Genomic DNA, 19079 nt, shown 5'->3' on the forward strand with positions numbered 1-19079 from the left:
ATGTATACCCACCAAGACCTCGCGCGGTTGCAGGCCCAGTCCCTGAAGATGCAGGGCTGGATCCGGCGCCAGACCTTCAGCCCCGGCAACGAGAAGACGCTGCGCCGCTTCTCCAGCTGGGAGGTGGCCGAGCTGATCTTCCGCATCAACCAGTCGACCTTCCGCGGCAAGCTGGCCGCGGATCCGAACCTTCCCCTCGGGGAAGTCGAGGAGGATGGCCGCCAGCGCTGGTTCAGCCTGGAGGAGGTCAATGAGCTGCGCCGCCGCATCCGCATCAACCGCAAGTCCCTGATGCCCCCTCGCCCCGAGGGGAAGCGCGCCTTCCGCGCGGCCATCGCCAATTTCAAGGGCGGCGCGGGCAAGTCGACCGTGGCGCTGCATTTCGCCCATGCGGCGGCGCTGGACGGGTATCGGGTGCTGGTCGTCGATTTCGACCCGCAGGCGACGCTGTCCCATTCGATGGGCCTGTCCGATGTGGGCGAGGATCACACGGTCTGGGGCATTATGGCCCGCGATCTGGAGCGCGAGACCGACCGGATGAACGCCGCTGCCCAAGGCGCGGAGTCCGGGACCGCCCTGCCCCAAAGAAAGCTGCCCGCCTCGATCCGCGACATGGGGCTGGGCACGCTGCGCCCGGCCGATTTCATCAAGCCCACCGCCTGGCCCACGATCGACATCGTGCCCAGCTGCGCCAATGCCGCCTTCGTCGAATTCGCCAGCGCCCAGTACCGGCACCTGAACCCGGAATGGACCTTCTTCGGCGCCGTGTCGCGGTTTCTCGACACCCTGGCCGACGATGCCTATGACCTGATCCTCTTCGATTGCCCGCCGGCGATTGGCTATCAGTCGATGAACGCGGTCTTTGCCGCCGACATGCTCTATATCCCGTCGGGGCCGGGCTATTGGGAATACGACTCGACCACCAGCTTTATCGGCCAGCTGGCCGAAGCCTTGGAGGATCTGTCCCATGGCTTCGAGAACTTCCCCACGGGGAAGATCGCCTTGCCCAAGGCCTTTGACGACATCCGTTTCCTGATGACGCGTTACGAGCCCTCGAACGAGCTGCATCAGGCCATGCTGGGGGCGTTCCGCCAGGTCTTCGGCGACCGCGTCGCGGAACATCCCATCGAGCTGACCCGGGCGGTCGAGCAGTCGGGGCGGTTCCTGTCCTCGATCTACGAGATCGATTATCGCGAGATGACCCGAGGCACTTGGCGCCGGGCGCGGGCGACATTCGATCAGGCCTATGAGGAATTCCGCGGCCATGTGCTGGCCGCTTGGACCGCGCAGGAGGCAAGCGCATGAGCCGCAAGCGCCGCATGTTCGACATCGACCTGCCCGCCGACGATCCGGAGGACTTCCCCGCGGGGAAGGTCGAATCCCGCCGCGGGCCGATGGCCGCCGCCATCAGCGAAACCGCCGAAAGCACCCGCGACCGGGCGCGGGTCGAGGCGCAGATCCGCGCCGAGAATGACGCGCTGGCCGCCGAGCATGTGCGGCTGAAGCGGGCAGGGCTGATCACCGACATGATCCCCTTGGATGCGATCGACACGCAGAAGCTGATCCGCGACCGCCGCCCGGTCGCGGATTTCGAACTGGCCGAGCTGGTCGCGTCCATCCGCGAGATCGGGTTGTCGAACCCGATCCGGGTTGAGCCCTCGGGCGATGGGCGATATGAGCTGATCCAGGGCTGGCGCCGCCTGTCGGCCTTTCGCCAGTTGCTGGAGGAGACGGGCGATGCCGAGGCCTGGGGCCGCATTCCAGCCGGGATCGCCGCGCGGGGGGATGCGCTGGAGGACCTCTATCGCCGGATGGTGGATGAGAACCTGGTGCGCAAGGACATCTCCTTCGCCGAGATGGCGCAGCTGGCGCTGCATTACGCGATGGACCCGCTGACCGCCGAGACGGACCCCGAAAAGGCGGTGGCGATCCTGTTCAAGTCGGCCGGCTATCAGAAGCGCAGCTATATCCGCAACTTCATCCCGCTGGTCGAGCGCTTGGGCGAGGCTCTGATCTATCCGCAGGAGATCCCGCGCGCCCTGGGCCTGGCCTTGGCCAGCCGCCTGACCGAGATGCCGGGCATGGCCGCGGCGATCAAGTCCGAGCTGCGTGATTGGGACACGCGGTCGATCACCGACGAGCTGGAGGTGCTGCGCCGTTTCGCGGGGCAGGGGGATGGGGCAGGGGTCGCGGCGCCACGCGCCACGCCCGCCACGCCGCAGCAGGCGGCCAAGGCCAAGACGACCTTTCAGCTGGCCCGTCCGCAGGGCAGCGCCCGCTGCATCGCCGCCAATGGCCGGCTGGAGATCCGCTTGGGCCGGGACTTCTCGACCATCGACCGGCGCAAGCTGGAGGCTGCGGTGGCCTCGCTGCTGGACCAGATCGAGTGACCCTTCCCCGCGGGGAAGGTGGAACGGCCCGGGCAGCGATGCCCGGGCCGTTCCCATATGTAGTATATCAATCCAATCTAACCACCAGATGCGGGATCAATCCGGGGCGTTGTCCATCCGCCGTTGCGCCTCGCGCCGGGCGCGGTCGGATCGGGGCAGGGACTCGACCGGGTCGAAATCATTGATGTCGGGGCGCAGCGCGTGGCGGATGCGGTTGCGGCGCGACAGGACCAGCCAGACCCCGAGGCCCATCCCCGCCCAGATCAGCGCCTGAACCACCACCGGCAGGCCGGGCAGCAGAAAGACGACCAGCCCCGCCACAGCCGCGCCCACCGCGAAGCCGAGCGCGATATAGGCGGTCGAGATCATCTCGACCGCCAGCAGCAGCGCCGCGATCAGCCCCCAGATGACCCAGTCCGGCAGGCCCAGGATGCCCATGGATCAGATCTCCTTGAGGATGGCGGCGGCCTCGCGGAAGGCGTTGGACGGCCCGCCGGGCAGCATGATCAGCTTGGCGTTCGGGGATTTGGCCAGCCCCTCCAACGCCTCGACCTGCATGCGGGCGGTCTGGAAGGTCAGCGCCTCGCGCGTGTTCTCGCCCACCAGAGAGGCCGAGATCATCCGGTTCGCCTCGGCATTGGCCTCGGCGATGGCGCGGATGCCGTCGGCGCGGCGCTGCGCCTCGTAAAGCTCGGCATCGGCGTTCAGCTCGGCCGCGCGGCGCTGGCCCTCGGCGCGGGTGATGGCGGCGCGGCGTTCTCGTTCGGCGGCCAGAACCTCGGCCATGGCGGTCTGGGTGGTGGCGTTCAGGCGCACGTCGGTGATCTCGGACCGCGAGATGCGGATGCCGTAGGTCTTGCCGGCATCTTCCAAGGCCTCCAGCAGGGCGACGTTCAGCGAGCCGCGATCGGATTGCACCGCGTCCAGTTCGACCTTGCCCAGTTCCGACCGGACCAGCGACTGTACCAGGCCGATGACCAGGGCATTGATGGAATTGACGCGGAAGACGGCGGCCTCGGGGTTCTCGATCCTGTAGACCACCAGCAGTTGCGCGCCGAAGACCACGTTGTCGGCGGACACGACCTCCAGCTCGATATCGCTGAGAACCTGGTCGTTGACCGGCACGCGCGAATGGACGCGGTCGAGGAAGGGCACGATCACGTTGACCCCCGCATCCAGCGTGCGGTGATAGGCGCCGAGCCGGGTGATGACGAAATTCTGCGATTGCGGCACGATCTTGAGGCCCAGAAGGACCACGAGGACCAGCACCGCCACCAAGGCAAGGACGAGTTCCATGGAGCGATTTCCTTTGGCTGAGTTCCGGGGATGCCCGGCCCGGCAGGCCAAGGCGCGTCCGAACAGGAACCGCGCGGGGGCTTTTTCGTTCCCGGATCAGGCGCTTGTGCGTGCGACGAAGCGTCCCGGCAGGTGGATGTCGCGGTCTCGCTTGCCCTCCAGCACCTCCAGCAGGGCCTCGGTCATGGCGGTGATGGGCTGGCGATAGGTCGTCAGTCGGTAGGCCGGGGATGCGGCCAAGGGAATGTCGTCGAAGCCGGTCACGGCCACGTCCTCGGGGACGCGCAGGCCCAGATTGTGGCGCAGCGCGTCGATGGCACCGATGGCGATGATGTCGTTTTCGCAGACCAGCACGTCGGGGCGGGGGCCTTGGGTCGCGAACAGGGTCGTCACGCGGGCGATGGCGGCGTCGGTGTCATAGGCCTCGGCATGCAGCGCGGGGACCGCGTCGCCGGTCGCGGCCTGCCAATGGGCGGCGAAGGCCGCGCGGCGGTGCAGCTTGGCCGATTGCGTGTCCGGCCCCGCCAGATACACCGGGCGGCGATAGCCCTTGGCCAGCAGGTGGTCGCCGATCTGGCGCATCGCGATCACGTCGTCGCAGGCGATGGTCAGCGTGTTGGGGTTCTGGCTGTAGCGGGCGAAGATCACCAGCTTCTTCAGCCGCCGCGCCCCGAGCGCCGTGTCCAGGATCCGGTCGTCGAAGCGCGTGCCGATCAGCACCGCCGCATCAACCCGGCGCTGGCTGGCTGCCAGCAGCGCGGCGGATGCGTCCTCGCTGTCGGACATGTGGACCAGCAGCGTGCCCCATCCGCGCGTCCACAGGATGCGGGTCAGCCGTTCCAGCACGACCAGCTTGTGGGGGTTGCGGAAATCGTTGTTGACGATGGCCACCAGGTTCGACCGGTCCGAGGCCAGCGAGGCGGCGAGCAGGTCGGGCGCATAGCCCAGATCCTCGGCCACGGCCAGGACCCGTTCGCGCGCCTTGCGCGAGATCGAGGCATCGGGCTTGAAGGCCCGCGCCACCGTCCAGCGCGACACGCCTGCCGCCGCCGCGACATCATCCGCGGTGACCGCGCCCTTGTTTTCCGTTCCGTCCATGGCGCCGATCCTACCCCGTCGCGGGCCGGGCAGGAACCCGTTTGCACGCGCGTGCAGATTTTTCTTGCACACGCGTGCAAAGCGACGCAACGTCACCCCGGAGGAGATCGCCGGAGGGGGCGATTCGAGCGGGGGAAGGGACGGGGATGCTGCAGGTGGCGCTGTTGGGGGCGGGCCGTATCGGCCGGGTGCATGCGCTGTCGATGACGGCGGGGGCGGGGTGCCGCCTGGTCGCGGTGGCCGATCGCGACGAGGGCGCGGCCCGCGATCTGGCCCAGGCCATCGGCGCCGAGGCGCGGGGCATCGACGCCATCCTGGCCGATCCGGCCATCGGTGCGGTGCTGATCGCCACATCGACCGATACGCATTCCGACCTGATCCGGCGTGCGGTGGCCGCGGGCAAGGCAGTGCTTTGCGAAAAGCCGGTGGACCTGTCGCTGGATCGCGCGCTGGAGACGCTGCGCCTGGCGGGCGATGCGCCGGTGATGATCGGCTTCAACCGCCGCTTCGACCCGAATTTCGCGGCGCTGAAAGCGGCTTTCGATGCGGGCCATGTCGGGCGGGGCGAGATGCTGGCCATCACCTCGCATGATCCAGGCCCGCCGCCGGTCGATTACATCCGCGTGTCCGGCGGGCTGTTCCGCGACATGATGATCCATGATTTCGACATGGCCTGCTGGCTGTTCGGCGGCCCGCCCGCGCGCATCACCGCGCATGGATCCGCGCTGGTCGATCCGGCGATCGGGCAGGCGGGCGATGTGGACAGCGCCGCCGTCACCATGGTCTGGGCCGATGGGCGCATCGCCACGATCCGCAATTCGCGCCGCGCCGCCTATGGCTATGACCAGCGGGTCGAGATCCTGGGCGCCGAGGGCCTGCTGCAGGCCGAGAACGTGGCCGAGAACACCGTCCGGCTGTCCACCGCCGCGGGCGTGGTGGCCGCCAAGCCCCTGCATTTCTTTCTGGAACGCTACATGCGGGCCTATCAGGTCGAATGGGCCGCCTTTCTGGACGCGGTGACCCAAGGCGGGCCCATGCCCGTGACCCTGCGCGAGGGCGTGGCGGCGCTCGCCTGCGCCGAGGCCGCCACGCGGTCCCTGGCCCAAGGGGTCACCATCGAGATCACGCCCGACATGCTGGGCTGAGCCATCCGCGCGGAGACGCGCGGCATCACCAGCCCGGCCGGGGGAGCGGCCGGGACCATCATCAAAAGGGGAGGATAGAATGAACAAGATCACCGTCGCAGTCGCCGCGCTGATGGCCCTGACCGGGCCGGCGCTGGCCCAGAACATCATCGTCGTGGCCCATGGTCAGGCGAACGACCCCTTCTGGTCGGTCGTCCGGAACGGCGCCATGCTGGCGGGCGACCATACCGGCGCCAGCGTCGATTTCCGCGCGCCCGAGACCTTCGACATGGTCGCCATGGGCCAGCTGATCGACGCGGCCGTGAACCAGCAGCCAGCAGGCATCGTCGTGTCGATCCCCGATGCCGACGCGCTCGGGCCGTCGATCCGGCGCGCGGTCGAGGCGGGGATTCCCGTGATCTCGATGAATTCGGGCGGCGATGTGGCCGCCGATCTGGGCGTGCGCCTGCATGTGGGCCAGTCGGAATATGATGCGGGCGTCGCCGCCGGGGCCCGCATGGCCGAGATGGGCGCGACCAAGGCCATCTGCGTCAATCACGAGGTCGGCAATGTCAGCCTGGACCAGCGCTGCGCGGGCTTCGAGGAGGGCTTTGCCCAGACCGTGACCGTCATCCCCACCCAGAACGACCCGACCGAGGTCCAGTCGCGCGTCCGCGCCGCGCTGGAATCCGACCCGGAGGTGGATGCGGTTCTGGGCCTGTCGGCCAGCCTGGTGGGCGAACCCGCCATCGCCGCGGTCGAGGCGCTTGGCCGCGACGACGTGCGCATCGCGACCTTCGATCTGTCGGCGGGTTTCCTGGAGGCCGTGTCCGAGGGGCGCGCCAGCTTCGCCATCGACCAGCAGCAATATCTGCAGGGCTATCTGCCGGTGACCTTCCTGGCGCTGAATGCGGAATACGGGCTGATGCCGGGCGGCGACGTGCCCTCGGGGCCGAACCTGGTCGAACAGGATGCCGCCGCCCAGGCCATCGAGTTGTCGGCGCAGGGCATCCGCTGACGCGCGCGCCGGGCCGGGCTTCGCGCCCGGCCCCATCCCATCCGCCGCCTTCCCGCCGATCTGACGGAGGACCGATCATGTCTGCCACCACCGCCGCCCCGGATGAACGCGTCAGGACCGAATCCCTGACCACCCGCCTGATGAAGCGCCCGGAGCTGGGCGCCGTGGGCGGGGTCATCCTGGTCACGATCTTCTTTCTGGTCACCGCCAGCCCGGCGATGTTCACGCTGGCCGGGGTGATGAATTTTCTGACGCCCGCGGCCCAGCTGGGCATCATCGGCATCGCCGCCGCCATGCTGATGATCGGGGGCGAGTTCGACCTGTCCATCGGATCGATGATCGCCTTTGCGGGGATGGTCTTTGGCGTTCTGGTCGTCAGCATGGGCCTGCCGCTGATCCTGGCGATCCCGATGACCATGGCGGTGGCCGCATCGCTTGGCGCGGTGAACGGGGCGATCGTGCTGAGGACCGGGCTGCCCAGCTTCATCGTGACGCTGGCCTTCCTGTTCATCCTGCGCGGGGCCTCGCTGGTGGGGCTGAAGGTCTTTACCGGCGGCGCGACCCAGTTGCGCGGTGTGCGCGACGCGGTGGCGGGCGACTGGCTGACGCCGATCTTTTCGGGCCATGCCTTCGGGGGCCTGTTCCGCTGGATGGCCGATCAGGGCTGGATCGCGACGCTGGCCTCGGGGAACCCCGCGGTGCCGGGCGTGCCGGTCTCGATCCTGTGGTTTCTGGGGTTTGCCGCGGTGGCGACCTTCGTGCTGCTGCGCATGCCTGCGGGCAACTGGATCTTTGCCACCGGCGGAGACCGGGTCGCGGCCAGCAATTCCGGGGTGCCGGTGCGGCGGGTCAAGATCTCGCTCTTCATGCTGACGGCCTGCGCGGCGGCGCTGGTGGCGATCATCACCGTGATCGACACCGGGTCCACGGATGCGCGCCGCGGCTTCATGAAGGAATTCGAGGCGATCATCGCCGCCGTCATCGGGGGCTGCCTGCTGACCGGGGGTTACGGCTCGGCCATCGGGGCCTTCTTCGGGGCGATCATCTTCGGCATGGTCACCATCGGGCTGACCTATACGGGCTTCGACCAGGACTGGTTCCAGGTCTTCCTGGGGGGCATGCTGCTGCTGGCGGTGGTCTTCAACAACGCGATCCGCAAGCGTGTGACGGGGGAGCGCTGAGATGTCCGAACCCATCATCCGGATGCAGGGCATCAAGAAGCATTTCGGCAATGTCATCGCGCTGAACGGCGTCACCTTCGATGTGCGCCCCGGTGAATGCCACTGCCTGCTGGGCGACAATGGCGCGGGGAAATCGACCTTCATCAAGACCATGTCGGGCGTCCACAAGCCCACCGAGGGCACGATCACCTTCGAGGGCCGGCCGATGGAGTTCTCCAGCCCCCGCGACGCGATGGAGGCGGGCATCGCCACGGTTTTCCAGGATCTCGCCATGATCCCGCTGATGAGCGTGACGCGCAACTTCTTCATGGGCCGCGAGCCCACCAAGGGCCGCTTCGTCAAGCGTTTCGATCTGGAGACCGCGAACCGGATCACGATGGAGAAGATGCGCGAGATGGGCATCAACCTGCGCGCGCCGGACCAGGCCGTGGGCACGCTTTCGGGCGGCGAGCGGCAGACCGTCGCCATCGCGCGGGCCGTCCATTTCGGCGCCAAGGTGCTGATCCTCGACGAGCCGACCAGCGCGCTCGGCGTGCGCCAGACCTCGAACGTGCTGGCGACCATCGCGCGGGTGCGGGCGCAGGGGGTGGGGGTCGTCTTCATCAGCCACAACGTCCGCCACGCGCTGGCGGTGGGCGACCGCTTCACGGTGCTGAACCGGGGCCAGACGCTCGGCACCGCCGAGAAGGGCCAGATCGACGCCGCCGAGCTGCAGGACCTGATGGCCGGCGGGCAGGAGCTGGCGGCGCTGGAAGGCAGCCTGGGGGGGACGATCTGATGTCCCTGGGCGTCGCGCTGATCGGCATCGGCTTCATGGGCAAGTGCCACGCCATGGCCTGGCGCAACGTGGCGACCGCCTTTGGCGGGGTGCCGCCGCGGCTGGAGGTTCTGGCCGATGCCACGGCGCCCGCCGATCTGGCCCGGGCCTGGGGTTTTGCCCGCGCCACGGGCGATTGGCAGGCGGCGGTCAGCGATCCTGCGGTGGATGTGGTCAGCGTCACCACGCCCAACGGGTTGCACCGCCCCATGGCCGAGGCGGCCCTGCGCGCGGGCAAGCATGTCTGGCTGGAAAAGCCCATGGCCCTGACGCTGGCCGACGCGCAGGCCATGGCCAATCTGGCCGCCGCGCACCCCGGTCAGGTGACGCTGCTGGGCTACAACTATCTGCGCAGCCCGGCCTTTCAGGCGGCCCGTGCGATGGTGGCGGATGGGGTGATCGGCACACCCCTGGCCTTTCGCGGGGTCTACGACGAGGATTACTCCGCCGACCCGTCCCTGCCTTGGTCCTGGCGCATGACGCATGAGGGCGGCGGTCTAGGCGCGCTTGGCGATCTGGGCTGTCATCTGGTCAGCGTCATGGTCGCGCTGATGGGGCCGGTCGCGGAACTGACCGCCATGACCCAGATCGCCGTGCCCACGCGCCCATCCCCCGAAGGCCCCCGCGCGGTCGAGAACGAGGACAGTGCCCTGGCCCTGATCCGCTTTGCCAGCGGCGCGCAGGGGTCCTTCGCCACGTCGCGCGTGGCGCGGGGCCGCAAATGCCGGTTGCAATGGGAGGTGCACGGGTCGGAGGGCACGTTGGTCTTCGACCAGGAGCATATGAACGAACTCTGGGTCCACCGGGCGGGCGATGCGGGCTTCACCCGCCACCTGACCGGGCCGGAGCAGCCGGATTTTGCGGCCTTCTGCCCCGCGCCGGGGCATGGCTTCGGCTTCAACGAACAGAAGGTCGTGGAATGCCGCGACCTGATCCGCGCCATCCGAGGCGGCGCGCCCTGCGGGCCCGATTTCGCCGCCGGGCTGCGGATCGAACGGATCATCCACGCCATGGCGACCAGCGCCGGTCGCCCCGTTTCCCTGGAGGGCGCATGAAGACCTTGGACGTCATCACCATCGGACGCAGCAGCGTCGACCTCTATGGCCAGCAGGTCGGCGGGCGGCTGGAGGATATGGGGTCCTTCGCCAAATATATCGGCGGCAGCCCGACGAACATCGCCTGCGGGACGGCGCGGTTGGGGCTGCGCTCGGCGGTCATCACCCGGGTGGGCGACGAGCATATGGGCCGCTTCATCCGCGAGCAGCTGATCCGCGAGGGTGTCGATGTGCGCGGCGTGGCGACCGACCCCGAGCGGCTGACCGCCTTGGTCATCTTGGGCATCCGCGATCAGGACAGCTTTCCACTGATCTTTTATCGCGAGAACTGCGCCGACATGGCCCTGTCGCCGGATGATATCGACGAGGGCCTGATCGCGGATGCGCGCTGCGTCCTGGCGACCGGCACGCATCTGAGCCATCCCCGGACCGAGGCCGCGGTGATGCGCGCGCTGGACCTGGCGCGGGCGCATGGGGCGCGGACGGCGCTGGACATCGACTATCGCCCGAACCTCTGGGGCGTGGCGGGCCATGGCGCGGGCGAGAGCAGGTTCGTCGAAAGCGCCACCGTCACCGCGCGCCTGCAGGCGACGCTGCCGCTCTTCGATCTGATCGTGGGCACCGAGGAGGAGTTCCACATCGCCGGTGGCGCGACCGACACGCTGGCGGCGCTGCGCGCCGTGCGTGCGATCACCGACGCCACCTTGGTCTGCAAGCGGGGGGCCGAGGGGGCGGTGGTCTTCGAGGGCCCGGTCGAGGGGTGGGAGAGCGGCCAGCAGGGCCCCGGCTTTCCCATCGAGGTCTTCAACGTGCTGGGCGCGGGGGACGGGTTCTTCTCGGGGCTCTTGAAGGGTTGGCTGGAGGACGCGCCTTGGCCGCGCGCGCTGGAATACGCCAATGCCTGCGGCGCCTTCGCGGTCAGCCGCCATGGCTGCACCCCCGCCTATCCCAGCTTGGAGGAGCTGCGGTTTTTCCTGGATCGCGGCGTGACGCGGCCCGATCTGCGCAACGATGCCGCGCTGGAGCATATCCACTGGTCCACCAACCGGCAGGGCCGGATGGGCGGCGACTGGTCGACGATGCGGGTCTTTGCCTTCGACCACCGCGCCCAGCTGGAGGCGATGGAGGGCTACACCCCGGAAAAGGGCGGCGCGTTCAAGCGCCTGTGCCTGGAGGCGGCGCTGCGGGTGCAGGAGGGGCAGGGGGGGTATGGCATCCTCTGCGACGACCGGATCGGGCGGGGGGCGCTGCATGCGGCCAGCGGAACGGGGCTGTGGATCGGTCGGCCCGCCGAATGGCCGGGATCGCGGCCCTTGGTGTTGGAGCCGCAGCTGGGCCCCGATTGCGGCGGGCTGGCGGAATGGCCGCGCGAACAGGTGGTCAAGGTGCTGTGCTTCTGTCACCCCGACGACGCCCCCGATCTGCGCGCGCGGCAGGAGGCCGAGGTCGCGCGGCTTTACACCGCCGCGCGCCGCAACGGGCTGGATTTCCTGCTGGAGGTCATTCCCTCCAAGGTCGGGCCGGTGGATGACGACACGACCGCGACCCTGATCCGGCAGTTCTATGCCGCGGGCATCCGCCCCGACTGGTGGAAGCTGGAGCCGCTGACCACCGCCGCCGCCTGGACCAAGGCCGTCGCCGCGATCGAGGATCACGACCGGCACACGCGCGGCATCGTGGTGCTGGGCCTCGACGCGCCGGAGGAGGCGCTGGCCGACAGTTTCGCGGTGGCGGCGGGCTTTCCGCTGGTGCGGGGCTTTGCGGTGGGGCGCACGATCTTCGGCGCGGCGGCGCGGGACTGGTTCGCGGGGCGGATCGGCGATGGCGACGCGGTGGCGGCGATGGAGGCGCGGTATCGGCGGCTCTGCGCGATCTGGGACAAGGCACGGAAAGGGGGATCCGGGAATGGGTGACGCGGCGATGGGCGAGACGGTGCGGCTGACCGCGGCGCAGGCGATGGTGCGCTGGCTGTCGGTGCAGATGACCGAGGAGGGGGAGCGCTTCATCGACGGGGTCTGGGCGATCTTCGGTCATGGCAATGTGGCGGGCCTGGGGCAGGCGCTGCACGGGATCGGGGACGCCTTGCCGACCTGGCGGGGCCAGAACGAGCAGACCATGGCGCATGCGGCCATCGCCTTTGCCAAGGGACATGGGCGCCGTCGCGCGCAGGCGGTGACGTCCAGCATCGGGCCGGGCGCCACGAACATGGTCACCGCCGCCGCCGTCGCCCATGTGAACCGCCTGCCGCTGCTGCTGATCCCCGGGGACGTCTATGCCAGCCGCCGCCCCGACCCGGTGCTGCAGCAGATCGAGGATTTCGGTGATGGCACGGTCAGCGCAAATGACTGTTTCCGCCCCGTGGTGCGCTATTTCGACCGCATCACCCGGCCCGAGCACCTGCTGAGCGCGCTGCCCCGCGCGATGCGGGTGATGACGGACCCCGCCGAATGCGGGCCGGTCTGCCTGTCCTTCTGCCAGGATGTGCAGGCCGAGGCCCATGACTGGCCCGAGGCGTTCTTCGCGCCGCGCATCTGGCATATCCGCCGCCCCGCGCCGGATGCGGGCGAGCTGTCCCGCGCGGTCGATGCGATCCGGGCGGCGCGCGCGCCGGTGATCGTCTGCGGGGGCGGCGTGATCCATTCCGGGGCCGAGGCGGTGCTGGGCGACTTTGCGACCCGCCACGCCATCCCGGTGATCGAGACGCAGGCGGGCAAATCCGCCTTGGCGCAGGCGCATCCGATGAATCTGGGGGCGGCGGGGGTCGATGGCTCGGCCGCGGCCAACCGGGCGGCGCAGGACGCCGATCTGGTGATCGCGGTGGGCACGCGGCTGCAGGATTTCACCACCGGGTCGCGGACGCTGTTCACCGCGCCGATCATCGCGGTGAACGTGCAGGCCTATGACACGGGCAAGCATGGCGCGCAGGCCCTGGTCGCCGATGCGTGCATCGCGCTGGAGGCGCTGAGCCGCGCCTTGGGCGATCTGCGCTTCGATCCCGACATGCAGGCGCGCGCGGAGTGGCTGGCGGCGGTCGAGGCGCATTGCGCGACCGCGCCCCAAGGCCTGCCGACCGATGCGCAGGTGATCGGCGCGGTGCAGCGCGCGGCCCCCGAGGGCATCGCCATGTGCGCGGCGGGTACCATGCCGGGCGCGCTGAAGCTGCTGTGGCGGGCCTCGCAGGGCGGCTATCACATGGAATACGGATTCTCCTGCATGGGATACGAGATCGCGGGCGCGATGGGGCTGGCCTTGGCGCGGCCCGACCGGCAGGTGCTGTGCTTCGTCGGCGACGGCAGCTACATGATGGCCAACAGCGAATTGGCCACCGCGGTGATGCGCCGCGTGCCCTTCACCGTGATCCTGACCGACAATCGCGGCTATGGCTGCATCAACCGGCTGCAGGCGCATTGCGGCGGCGCGCCCTTCAACAACATGTATCTGGACAGCCGCGTCGAGGCGCAGCCCATGATCGACTTCGTGGCCCATGCGGCCAGCATGGGGGCGCATGCAGTCCGCGCCGCCGACCTGTCCGCGCTGGAGGCCGGGGTCGCCGCCGCGCGGGGCCGCGACATTCCCACCGTCATCGTCATCGAGACCACCGCCCGCCCCGGCCCCGGCGACGGGCTGGAGGGGGCGGGCCATTGGTGGGACGTGGCCGTCCCCGCGACCGGCGGCTCGCAGGTAGCCTATGCCCGCTATCTGGACCACGCCGCCCGGCAATCCCTGATCAATTGAAGGCACGACCATGATCCTCTACGGCACCAACCCGATTGCCTGGGCCAATGACGACGACCAGTCCATCGGCGCGCATATCCCGACCGAGCAGATCCTGCGCGAGGCGGGGCGCGAGATCGGCTTCGACGGAATCGAGAACGGCCACCGCTGGCCCGAGGACGGCCAGGCGGTCAGGGCGCTTCTGGGGGAATACGGGCTGCGGTTGGTCTCGGCCTGGTATTCGACGCATCTGCTGACGCGTTCGGTCGCGGAGGAGATCGCGGCGGTCGGGCCGCATCTGGCGCGGCTGAAGGCCAATGGCTGCACCGTCTGCATCGTCTGCGAATGTTCCAACAGCGTGCATGGCGACCCCGATGTCGCCGTGAACGACCGGCCCCGTCTGTCCGCCGATCAGATGGCGGATTTCGGCGCCAGGATGGAGAAATTCGCGGCCTGGATGGCGGGGCAGGGGGTCACCCTGGCCTATCACCACCACATGGGCACCGTGGTCGAGAGCCCCGAGGAGATCGATGCCTTCATGGCCGCGACCGGGCCTGCCACGCATCTGCTGTTCGATGCGGGGCATTGCGCATTCGGCGGTGGCGAGCCGGAGGCCGTGCTGCGCCGCCATGCCGCCCGCGTGGCGCATGTCCACGCCAAGAACATCCGCCGCCCCGTGACCGAGCGGGTGCGGGCCGAGGGGCTGTCCTTCCTGCAAGGCGTGATGGCCGGGGCCTTCACCGTGCCGGGCGACCCGGAGGGCGCGATCGACTTCGTGCCGCTGCTGCGCATCCTGGCCGAGGCGGGCTATCAGGGCTGGCTGGTGATCGAGGCGGAACAGGACCCGGAGGTCCGCAACCCGCTGACCTATCAGGCCATGGGTCTCAAGGCGCTGAAGGCCGCCGCCCGCGAGGCCGGTCTTGACCCCAACCCCGAATAGGAGCAGGCCATGGCCGATCTGTTGAGACGACCCTTCGGCACCCATGGCGCGGTGCATCGGATCACCCCCGCCGACGCGGGCTGGCGTTACGTGGGCTTTGCGCTGCACCGCCTGCGGCCCGGAGAGCGCGTCGCGGAGGCGACGGGCGGTCGCGAGGTGATGCTGGTCATGGTCGAGGGCCGCGCCGCCTTCCGCGCCGCGGGCCGGGATTGGGGCGTGCTGGGCGAGCGGATGGATGTCTTCGAGCGGACCCCGCCGCATTGCCTCTATGTGCCGAACGACCAGGACTGGGCGGCCGAGGCGGTGACCGACTGCACCATCGCGGTCTGTTCGGCGCCCGGCCATGGCGGGCATCCCGCGCGCCGGATCGGGCCCGAGGGCATCACCCTGACGCAGCGGGGCGAGGGCACGAACACCCGCTGGATCAACAACATCGCCATGGAGGCCGAGGATCACTGCGACAGCCTGCTGGTGACCGAGGTCTTCACCCCGGCGGGGCATTGGTCCTCCTATCCCAGCCACCGCCATGACGAGGATGATTTCCCCCGCATCACCTATCTGGAGGAGACCTATTACCACCGCCTGAACCCGGCGGATGGCTGGGCGGTCCAGCGCGTCTATACCGATGACGGCAGTCTGGACGAGGTGATGGCCGTGCGCGACCATGACGTAGTGCTGGTCCCGCGCGGCCACCACCCCTGCGGGGCGCCGCATGGGTTCGGGCTTTACTACCTGAACGTCATGGCGGGTCCGCGCCGGAACTGGCGCTTCGTCGCGGCGCCCGAGATGGCGGGGATCGGCTGATCCCGGATACCGGTTGGACGATCCTGGCCCGGGCGGTCATAAGGGCGGCACCTGCCATGAACGAGGATCGCCCATGACCACCACAGCCCGCGTCGCCATCGTCACCGGCGGCCTGACCGGCATCGGTCGCGCCACAGCCACCCGTTTCCGCGCCGCGGGGATGTCCGTCCATGTGGGGGCCCGCCGCGGCGACGACCCGGCCTTTCGCGCGGATGCGGACCGCCTGTTCGGGGGGCCGGTGGCCATATCCGCCCTGGACGTGCGCTGCAGCGACAGCGTGGCGGCCTTCGTCGATCGCGTCATGGCGGCCGAGGGGCGCATCGACGTTCTGGTCAATGCCGCCGGCATCTATGACGAGGCCCCGATCGAGGGGCATCCGGACGCGCTCTGGTCCGACACGCTGGACACGAACCTGACCGGCAGCTTCAAGATGATCCGCGCCGTCATGCCCGGCATGGTCGCGCGCGGATGGGGGCGGATCGTCAACATCGCTTCGATGGCGGCGCATACGGGCATGGCGGGGAACGCGGCCTATTGCGCGTCGAAGGCCGGGCTTCTGGGCCTGGGGCGCTGCGTCAGCCTGGAGGGCGCGCCCCATGGCGTCACCTGCGCCAGCATCAGCCCCACCTGGGTCGAGACCGAGATGCTGCGCCAGTTCATCGCCCAGGACATCGCCCGCACCGGCCAGCCCGAGGCCGAGGTGCGCGCCACCTACGAGGCGTCAAACCCGCAGGGCAAGCTGGTCCAGCCCGACGAGATCGCCGAGCTGGCGCTCTATCTGGCATCCGATGCGGGGCGGGCGATGACCATGGCCGATTACCCGGTGAATGCGGGATCGCCTTGGTGACGCGGCGCTGAGGCCATTGCGGGCAGGCGCCGCGCCAGAAGCGTGCGCGCCTGCGAGATCCGGTCGAAATCCCCGGGCCAGAGGTCGCGCGCCCGGGCATTGTCGCAGGCGGGATCGGCGGTCAGGCTGTCCGGGGCGTCGCGCAGGAACCGCGCCATGGCGGGCTCCAGCGGGGCTTGGTCCAGCCAGTCGGCGGGCGCCATGTCGCCCGGCACCGTGACCGGCCGGTCGGCCACCAGGTTCGCCCAGACCAGCCCGCGGGGCCGGTGATCGGCCATGACCTGCGCCGCCGCGCGCACATCCGTCATGTGAAAGCGCAGGTCGCGCGGCGCCCGGCCCATCCGCGCGCAGGCGGCCATCACCGTCTCGTAGATGTCGCGCGGGTTCGGGCGGTCCAGATCATAGAGCGAGGGCAGGCGCAGGATCAACGCATCGACGCCCGATGCCGCGATGGCGGCCTCGGCCGCGATCTTGGCCGCGCCATAGCCCGAGATCCCGTCGAAGGGCCTGACCGGGCCTTCGGGAAAGGAGCCACCTTGGTCGGGAAAGGCCGAGGTCGAGCTGGAAAAGACCAGCCCCGCCCCCGCCGCGCGGCAGAAATCCAGGACATGGCCGATGGCGGTGCGGGCGCGCCCCTCCATATGGTCGCGATCGACCGCCAGGTTGACCATCGCGGCGCAATGGATGACGCGGCTGACGGCCCGGGCCAAACCCGCATGGCTGTCCCCGTCCAGTCCCAGCATCGGCTGGTCCAGCGTGCCCGGCACCGCGCGCAGCCGCGCCGGATCGACGCCGTGATCGCGCGCCGCCCGCATCAGCCGGTCCTGGGCATCGCGGTTGCGCGGCCGCACCAGGCAATAGATCACCTGATCCGGCGGCAGGCTGGCGGCCAGCCGGGCCAGCACATGCCCGCCCAGAAACCCCGTGGCCCCGGTCAGCAGGATGCCGGGCCGGTCGGGGCGGTCGGGGCGTGCGGCCTCGTCCTGCGTCAGCAGCGCGTGCAGCCGCATCAGCGGCAGGGTCAGCGCCCATTCGAAATCGACGGGGCGGCCATGGGCGGCCTCCAGCGCGATCAGGAAATCCACGCAGGAGAGCGAATCGCCCCCTTGGTCCTGAAAGGACCGGTCCGGGTCCAGATCCGCCGCGGCCAGCCCCAGGATCGCCGCCGCATGGGTCAGGACCGGCGGCCCCGCATCGCCCGTGGCGATCCGGTCGGCGGGCGGCGCGGGCGGCAGGGCGCGATGGTCGCATTTGCCCGAGACGGGATGCAGCGGCACCTCGTCCAGGCGCACCAGCCAGGCGGGGATGCAGTAGCGCGGCAGCTGCGCCTGCAGGCGGCGGGCCAGGTCGGCGGGCATGCGCCGCCAGCCGTCGCCCAGGCCCCAATGGCGGGCGTTGTGGTCCGCGCCCTCTGCATCGGCGGTGTAATAGAGGATTAGCGCCTGGCCCTGGCCCGGGATCTGCTGGACCCACGGGATCGCCTGGCGAAAGCGCAGCGCGCCGGACAGGGTCTGGACCAGGTCGGCGGTCTGGATGCTGTGGCCGCGCAGCTTCAGCATATGCGCGATGCGGCCCAGCACATGGATACGCCCGTCGGGTGCGACGAAGCCCTGGTCGCCTGTGTCATAGAGCCGCGCGGCGCGCCCCTCGATCACCAGGTCGCGAAAGCGTTGGGCGGTCTCCTCCGGGCGGTTGACATAGCCGGGGCCCAGCATGCGCGGCCCCTCGAAATGCAGGCGCCCGGGCTGGCCGGGGGGGCAGGGGCGGTCGTCATCGTCCAGCACCACGGCGCGCAGATGCGGCATGGCCACCCCCACCGATCCGTCGCAGCCATCCTCCAACCGGGTCAGGCTGATGTCATGCGTCTCGCAGATGCTGTAGAGGTTCAGGATCTCGGCCCCGGGCAGCTTGCGGCGCGCCTCGGCGGCCAGGGCGGGGGTGACGACCTCGCCGTTCAGGATCACGCGGCGCAGGGGCAGGGGGGTGCCGCCATCCGGCGCGATGGCGGTCAGGGTCTTTTCCAGGAAGGACGGGGTGAACAGCATCTCGTCGATGCGGGCGTCGCGCAGAAAGGCGACCAGGGCCTGTGGCGACATCAGGTCGTTCAGGCCGGGAAAGACCAGTTCGGCCCCGTCGCGCAGCGGGCGCAGCAATTCCCAGATGGCGAAGATGTAGATCCCGACCCGCATCCCCGGACCATAGGGCGTGTGGGCGTCGCGCCAGCGATAGGACAGCCAGGCCGCGTCATGGGTGACGGGGATGCATTTGGGCCGCCCCGTCGTGCCGGATGTGGCGACCAGATAGACCGGATCGCCTGGATCGACCGTCGCCGCCTGCGCGGGCGCGGCATCGGCGGTCAGGCAGGGGGCCGCCTCGATCACCCGGCAGGCGGCGGGCAGGCGGCCCTGCGGCACCGGCTGGCAGGCGATGACCGTGTCGATGCGCAATTCGTCCAGGATGTTGCCCAGCACTTGGTCGGGCATGGCCGGGTCCAGATGCACGAAGGGTCGCCCTGCTACCGTCGCGGCCACCACCGCCGCCCCCAGGGGCACGCCCGGCACGCCATAGATCCCCACCGCCGCCGCATCGCCCAGACCCGCCCCCATCGCCGCCACCGCCCGCGCCAGCTGGCCATAGCTGAGGTGTCGGGCGCGGTCGCGCATCGCGGGGCGGTCGGCATGGCGCGCCATGGCCTGGACCAGTTCGGCGGGCAGGCTGCCTTGGATCGGGTCGGACATGTCGCAAAGATCTCCCAAAGGTCGGATACCGGCCTTGGATAGGGGTCCCGCGCCCGG

16 protein-coding genes are annotated in these 19079 nt (G+C 69.7%); 12 read left to right on the top strand and 4 right to left on the bottom strand.

Annotation, left to right across the window (positions count from 1 at the left end):
- Complete coding sequence (locus JHW48_RS17075; protein WP_119886606.1) at nucleotides 1-1305, top strand: AAA family ATPase; 1305 nt, start codon at nucleotides 1-3, stop codon at nucleotides 1303-1305.
- Nucleotides 1302-2390 carry a ParB/RepB/Spo0J family partition protein gene (locus tag JHW48_RS17080; RefSeq protein WP_119886605.1) on the top strand — a complete coding sequence of 363 codons (1089 nt, stop codon included), beginning with the start codon at nucleotides 1302-1304 and terminating at the stop codon, nucleotides 2388-2390. The genes JHW48_RS17075 and JHW48_RS17080 overlap by 4 nt, the downstream gene beginning before the upstream one ends.
- Nucleotides 2391-2486: 96 nt before the next feature.
- Here the strand turns inward: JHW48_RS17080 and JHW48_RS17085 are convergent, their stop codons facing one another.
- From JHW48_RS17085 to JHW48_RS17095, 3 genes are all read right to left on the bottom strand, one after another.
- Entirely contained in the window at nucleotides 2487-2828 is a 342-nt protein-coding gene (locus tag JHW48_RS17085) for an NfeD family protein (RefSeq protein ID WP_205961924.1), read from the bottom strand.
- Between the two features lie 3 nt (nucleotides 2829-2831).
- Nucleotides 2832-3686: an SPFH domain-containing protein gene (locus JHW48_RS17090; RefSeq protein ID WP_119886604.1), complete on the bottom strand. Its 855-nt coding sequence runs from the start codon at nucleotides 3684-3686 to the stop codon at nucleotides 2832-2834.
- A 96-nt stretch (nucleotides 3687-3782) separates the two neighbouring features.
- On the bottom strand, nucleotides 3783-4784 hold the full coding sequence (locus tag JHW48_RS17095; RefSeq protein WP_119886603.1) for a LacI family DNA-binding transcriptional regulator: 1002 nt from the start codon (nucleotides 4782-4784) through the stop codon (nucleotides 3783-3785).
- Nucleotides 4785-4930: 146 nt separating this feature from the next.
- On the opposite strand from JHW48_RS17095, the gene iolG reads away from it, so the two are divergent.
- The 10 genes from iolG (at nucleotide 4931) to JHW48_RS17145 (ending at nucleotide 16284) form a co-directional block, all read left to right on the top strand.
- A complete protein-coding gene (gene iolG / locus JHW48_RS17100) occupies nucleotides 4931-5929 on the top strand; it encodes an inositol 2-dehydrogenase (protein ID WP_119886602.1) in 999 nt (332 codons plus the stop codon).
- Nucleotides 5930-6008: 79 nt separating this feature from the next.
- The gene (locus JHW48_RS17105) at nucleotides 6009-6926 is read left to right on the top strand and encodes a sugar ABC transporter substrate-binding protein (protein WP_119886601.1); all 918 of its coding nucleotides are present in this window, start codon (nucleotides 6009-6011) and stop codon (nucleotides 6924-6926) included.
- Between the two features lie 77 nt (nucleotides 6927-7003).
- A complete protein-coding gene (locus JHW48_RS17110; RefSeq protein ID WP_119886600.1) occupies nucleotides 7004-8107 on the top strand; it encodes an ABC transporter permease in 1104 nt (367 codons plus the stop codon).
- 1 nt (nucleotide 8108) lies between these two features.
- Nucleotides 8109-8885 carry an ATP-binding cassette domain-containing protein gene (locus tag JHW48_RS17115; RefSeq protein WP_119886599.1) on the top strand — a complete coding sequence of 259 codons (777 nt, stop codon included), beginning with the start codon at nucleotides 8109-8111 and terminating at the stop codon, nucleotides 8883-8885.
- Entirely contained in the window at nucleotides 8885-9979 is a 1095-nt protein-coding gene (locus JHW48_RS17120) for a Gfo/Idh/MocA family protein (RefSeq protein ID WP_119886598.1), read from the top strand. The genes JHW48_RS17115 and JHW48_RS17120 overlap by 1 nt, the downstream gene beginning before the upstream one ends.
- Nucleotides 9976-11892, top strand: coding sequence for a bifunctional 5-dehydro-2-deoxygluconokinase/5-dehydro-2-deoxyphosphogluconate aldolase (locus JHW48_RS17125; protein ID WP_119886597.1), 1917 nt, complete (start codon nucleotides 9976-9978; stop codon nucleotides 11890-11892). Before JHW48_RS17120 ends, JHW48_RS17125 begins: the two co-directional genes overlap by 4 nt.
- Nucleotides 11893-11899: 7 nt before the next feature.
- Nucleotides 11900-13714 carry a 3D-(3,5/4)-trihydroxycyclohexane-1,2-dione acylhydrolase (decyclizing) gene (iolD, locus tag JHW48_RS17130; RefSeq protein ID WP_119886609.1) on the top strand — a complete coding sequence of 605 codons (1815 nt, stop codon included), beginning with the start codon at nucleotides 11900-11902 and terminating at the stop codon, nucleotides 13712-13714.
- 10 nt (nucleotides 13715-13724) lie between these two features.
- Nucleotides 13725-14633 carry a myo-inosose-2 dehydratase gene (gene iolE, locus JHW48_RS17135; RefSeq protein ID WP_119886596.1) on the top strand — a complete coding sequence of 303 codons (909 nt, stop codon included), beginning with the start codon at nucleotides 13725-13727 and terminating at the stop codon, nucleotides 14631-14633.
- A 9-nt stretch (nucleotides 14634-14642) separates the two neighbouring features.
- Nucleotides 14643-15437, top strand: coding sequence for a 5-deoxy-glucuronate isomerase (gene iolB / locus JHW48_RS17140; RefSeq protein ID WP_119886595.1), 795 nt, complete (start codon nucleotides 14643-14645; stop codon nucleotides 15435-15437).
- Between the two features lie 73 nt (nucleotides 15438-15510).
- Complete coding sequence (locus JHW48_RS17145; protein ID WP_119886594.1) at nucleotides 15511-16284, top strand: SDR family NAD(P)-dependent oxidoreductase; 774 nt, start codon at nucleotides 15511-15513, stop codon at nucleotides 16282-16284.
- Here JHW48_RS17145 and JHW48_RS17150 read toward each other — a convergent pair.
- A complete protein-coding gene (locus tag JHW48_RS17150) occupies nucleotides 16254-19022 on the bottom strand; it encodes an AMP-binding protein (protein ID WP_119886593.1) in 2769 nt (922 codons plus the stop codon). The two genes, JHW48_RS17145 and JHW48_RS17150, sit on opposite strands and share 31 nt — an antisense overlap.
- Nucleotides 19023-19079 lie beyond the last annotated feature (57 nt).

Source organism: Paracoccus aestuarii (assembly GCF_028553885.1).
Classification (GTDB): Bacteria; Pseudomonadota; Alphaproteobacteria; order Rhodobacterales; family Rhodobacteraceae; genus Paracoccus; species Paracoccus aestuarii.

Coding starts and splice junctions, on each gene's coding strand:
- JHW48_RS17120 (WP_119886598.1), top strand. CDS start 8,885: ATGTCCCTGGGCGTCGCGCTGATCGGCATCGGCTTCATGGGCAAGTGC.
- iolG (WP_119886602.1), top strand. CDS start 4,931: ATGCTGCAGGTGGCGCTGTTGGGGGCGGGCCGTATCGGCCGGGTGCAT.
- JHW48_RS17125 (WP_119886597.1), top strand. CDS start 9,976: ATGAAGACCTTGGACGTCATCACCATCGGACGCAGCAGCGTCGACCTC.
- iolE (WP_119886596.1), top strand. CDS start 13,725: ATGATCCTCTACGGCACCAACCCGATTGCCTGGGCCAATGACGACGAC.
- JHW48_RS17115 (WP_119886599.1), top strand. CDS start 8,109: ATGTCCGAACCCATCATCCGGATGCAGGGCATCAAGAAGCATTTCGGC.
- JHW48_RS17090 (WP_119886604.1), bottom strand. CDS start 3,686: ATGGAACTCGTCCTTGCCTTGGTGGCGGTGCTGGTCCTCGTGGTCCTT.
- JHW48_RS17105 (WP_119886601.1), top strand. CDS start 6,009: ATGAACAAGATCACCGTCGCAGTCGCCGCGCTGATGGCCCTGACCGGG.
- iolD (WP_119886609.1), top strand. CDS start 11,900: ATGGGCGAGACGGTGCGGCTGACCGCGGCGCAGGCGATGGTGCGCTGG.
- JHW48_RS17085 (WP_205961924.1), bottom strand. CDS start 2,828: ATGGGCATCCTGGGCCTGCCGGACTGGGTCATCTGGGGGCTGATCGCG.
- JHW48_RS17080 (WP_119886605.1), top strand. CDS start 1,302: ATGAGCCGCAAGCGCCGCATGTTCGACATCGACCTGCCCGCCGACGAT.
- JHW48_RS17110 (WP_119886600.1), top strand. CDS start 7,004: ATGTCTGCCACCACCGCCGCCCCGGATGAACGCGTCAGGACCGAATCC.
- JHW48_RS17150 (WP_119886593.1), bottom strand. CDS start 19,022: ATGTCCGACCCGATCCAAGGCAGCCTGCCCGCCGAACTGGTCCAGGCC.
- JHW48_RS17095 (WP_119886603.1), bottom strand. CDS start 4,784: ATGGACGGAACGGAAAACAAGGGCGCGGTCACCGCGGATGATGTCGCG.
- JHW48_RS17145 (WP_119886594.1), top strand. CDS start 15,511: ATGACCACCACAGCCCGCGTCGCCATCGTCACCGGCGGCCTGACCGGC.
- iolB (WP_119886595.1), top strand. CDS start 14,643: ATGGCCGATCTGTTGAGACGACCCTTCGGCACCCATGGCGCGGTGCAT.
- JHW48_RS17075 (WP_119886606.1), top strand. CDS start 1: ATGTATACCCACCAAGACCTCGCGCGGTTGCAGGCCCAGTCCCTGAAG.